The sequence below is a fragment of the Quyinboa ferrireducens genome (assembly GCF_042436675.1).
Classification (GTDB): domain Bacteria; phylum Bacteroidota; class Bacteroidia; order Bacteroidales; family UBA5342; genus JBHJHP01.
In genome coordinates, this window is sequence record NZ_JBHMVA010000045.1 from 1 (window position 1) to 3,005 (window position 3,005).

The window sequence follows — 3,005 nt, forward strand, 5'->3', positions numbered from 1 at the left end:
TCTATCTCCTTTTCATGATCAACAGTTGAACATGAGTAGAGTAGAATGAATATGTAAATGATAATTTTTCTCATTTTAGCATTACCCACAACGTTCCCGCGGTATGGTGTCGTGGCAGTTTCTGTCCGATAGGATAGATAGGAACTGTCAGGACGAAAGGCGCTGACCACGAACGTTGATACATTTTGTTTAAAAGTACTGCCATGCACTATGACCGCGTGTTGCAGGTAGTTATTCATTACAGTTCTCAGTATTTATAAAGTTAAAATCTTCGCTTAAAATATAATTTCCTGCGGTATTTGTTTTTAGATTTATTTCATAATATTTTGTCCCATTTTCAGTCCAAGAGTTTTTTAAAGTGACAGTTTCTTTTCTGAAGTTTTCCTTTTTGCTAAACTTGTATGTATTTTTTTTGTCAAAAATCCCCTTGAAGTAGATTGCTTTAAACTTAGGAATAAAACCATAGTCTTTAGCTTCATTTTCATTAACTAACTTTTTAAATTCTTTTTCTGTTATCTCTTTTTGGAAAAACTTTTCCATTATTTTCATGTGTTTATCTGCTTTTTTTTCATCGTAAGTATCCAAGAGATATAATGTGTCAGGTTTTATTAGGAATGTCCATTTTCTCATATTTTGAACAACAATTGTTCCATTTTTTTGAGTATAAATTGGATATCTTAAAATATTCCAATTCGATTTTTGAATACTTTTATTCAATTCTGCAACATTTTCTGCAATTGAACTACCTCTTGAATACACGATAAGTGTGTCATTTACTTTTTTCCGAAAAGCTATTACATCGCCACAATCCAAAAAACGTTCAAAACCGTCTGGGGTTTGGGGAATTCCAAATGTAATATGATGGTTTTTTATCCACCATTTTAGTTCTTGTTGGTTCTCAGGATGTAAATGAACAAGGTTGAATGAAAATGTTAGTATTGAAATTATAAATAAGTATTTCATTTCGTAGTTTAGTTTTAATTACCTGCAACGTTCCCGCGGTATGGTGTCGTGGCAGTTTCTGTCCGCCTTGCCTTTCGTAGCCTCGGCGGAGCAAGGTAGGATAGGAACTGTCAGGACAAAAGGTGTTTGCAGCGAACGTTGAATTATTTGGTTTAAAAATACTGCCATGCACTATGACCGCGTGTTAGCGGGCGTAATTTATTAGTTTTCAGAGCTCTAATCCATACAGTAAAAACTCATTAGAATCAAAGTCTAATGTATCATTATCAACCACAAATTTATATCTGAGTTTGAATTTGCCTACCTCATTAAATAATAATATAGTATCGTGTTTAGTCTCGGCTATATCCAAAATTCCCAAATAACCCATAGGCCCCATTTGAGTGCAAACAACAGCGTATTCATTCTCAATCCATAACCCATTTTCATTTTTCAATATTATAGCTGGACATAAATCAACGTTATCACATTTAAAATGAGCGGCTTGTTTATATAAATCATTTTTTAGAGTAACATCAATCTTACTATTAACAACATACTCATTTTTGCCAGTCAATATCTTAATGTTTAGCGAATCATGTCTTTCCTTTTCACATCCAATGGCGAACATGGTCAAAATAATTATCGTAATCCAACTTATCCTTTTCATATGTTTTTTTTAGTTTATCAATTAGATGATTCAATTTTTAAAACGGTTGCGTAGGCTTACTGCAATTTAATGCTTATCGGAAAAGTTATCCTAACAGGCACAGGTTTATCATTGCACTCACCAGGTATCCAGTCAGGCATTAGTCTCATTACTCTTAATGCTTCTTTATCAAAATCATCTTGTAAGCTGCGAATAATCTTCAAATCAGTCATTTTACCATTTGCATCAATAATAAATCCAATTACAATCCGGCAACAGGCGTCAATCTCCTGTGGATATTGGAAATTAGTCATGAAAAATTTTATCATTTCATCTTGTCCACCGGGATATTGAGGCATTGAATCCACAAAAACATAATAATCTGTCTTTGAAATCGAATCTGTATAAGGGATACAACGCATAGTATCGCTATCCATTGAGAAAGAATCAAAGGAAATCAGGATAAATCCAGTTACAAATATGATGATGTTTTTATTCATAATCCCTGTGTGATGCAGTCTTTATTATGCCCGCTAACGTTCCTGCGGTATGGTGTCGTGGCAGTTTCTGTCCGCCTTGCCTTGCGTAGCCTCGGCGGAGCAAGGTAGGATAGGAACTGTCAGGACGAAAAGCGCTTGCAGAGAACGTTGAGATTTTTGGTTTAAAAGTACTGCCATGCACTATAACGTGTGTTAGCCACAGTTTTTTTATTTAATTGATATTCTGTCAACAGTCGCATATGGTCGTTTTATTCTCTTGAATTCTGGTTCCACTTGGTCAAATTTGTATTCCGCAATGCGAGTAGTGTCAGTTGTTAAAAACTCAACACGGTAATTCAATTCAGGGACATAAAGGTATTCATATCTGTTATCAGTCATATCTATGTTAACTTTCAAGTTTGGATACTTATTATGAAATTCTTTTAGCGACATCCCAACATGAACATTCTGGTCAATTGTTAAAGAGTTCGAAATTATTGTAATTCCATGAATTTTATTTTCTCCCTGGAGTGTCCAAACAAAGAATAGCCTTTCATTCTCTTGTTTAATGACAAGTCCATTTGACTCTCCGTCAATTCCAAATTCATAAACAGGTTCTTCAATAAATTCTGAATTGCTATAGATGTTTTTTAATTCATCTATTGTCATTCCAATGTATACTTTATCAACTTTTATCGTATGTTCCAGTTCCGTTTGTTCATGATTAATATTCGAAATTGTAACTTCTGGATTAATCTGCTTTGCATTTTGAGATTTTGTCACTTGATAGTTGCAACAAAACAAAGTCAGAATGATAATTAAACTTGAGATTTTGTTTTTCATTTTTAAATTGTGGCTAACGTTCCCGCGGTATGGTGTCGTGGCAGTTTCTGTCCGCCTTGCCTTTCGTAGCCTCGGCGGAGCAAGGTAGGATA

At 34.4% G+C, this 3,005-nt stretch carries 5 protein-coding genes; all 5 read right to left on the reverse strand.

Annotated features, from left to right (window positions below; genetic code table 11):
* Positions 1–239, reverse strand: a 239-nt coding sequence (locus ACE01N_RS20190) for a hypothetical protein (protein WP_380592833.1), incomplete at its 3' end; no start/stop codon positions are given.
* The gene (locus ACE01N_RS20195) at positions 232–963 is read right to left on the reverse strand and encodes a hypothetical protein (protein WP_380592834.1); all 732 of its coding nucleotides are present in this window, start codon (positions 961–963) and stop codon (positions 232–234) included. The genes ACE01N_RS20190 and ACE01N_RS20195, both read right to left, overlap by 8 nt.
* A gap of 208 nt (positions 964–1,171) precedes the next feature.
* A complete protein-coding gene (locus ACE01N_RS20200) occupies positions 1,172–1,612 on the reverse strand; it encodes a hypothetical protein (protein WP_380592836.1) in 441 nt (146 codons plus the stop codon).
* 56 nt (positions 1,613–1,668) lie between these two features.
* Positions 1,669–2,091, reverse strand: a complete 423-nt coding sequence (locus tag ACE01N_RS20205) for an energy transducer TonB (RefSeq protein WP_380592838.1) — start codon at positions 2,089–2,091, stop codon at positions 1,669–1,671.
* Positions 2,092–2,298: 207 nt separating this feature from the next.
* Positions 2,299–2,913 carry a hypothetical protein gene (locus tag ACE01N_RS20210; protein WP_380592840.1) on the reverse strand — a complete coding sequence of 205 codons (615 nt, stop codon included), beginning with the start codon at positions 2,911–2,913 and terminating at the stop codon, positions 2,299–2,301.
* Positions 2,914–3,005: the final 92 nt, after the last annotated feature.

Bases quoted from the DNA above. Each gene is read 5' to 3' on its own strand.
- ACE01N_RS20205 (WP_380592838.1), bottom strand. From the start codon at position 2,091: ATGAATAAAAACATCATCATATTTGTAACTGGATTTATCCTGATTTCC.
- ACE01N_RS20195 (WP_380592834.1), bottom strand. From the start codon at position 963: ATGAAATACTTATTTATAATTTCAATACTAACATTTTCATTCAACCTT.
- ACE01N_RS20200 (WP_380592836.1), bottom strand. From the start codon at position 1,612: ATGAAAAGGATAAGTTGGATTACGATAATTATTTTGACCATGTTCGCC.
- ACE01N_RS20210 (WP_380592840.1), bottom strand. From the start codon at position 2,913: ATGAAAAACAAAATCTCAAGTTTAATTATCATTCTGACTTTGTTTTGT.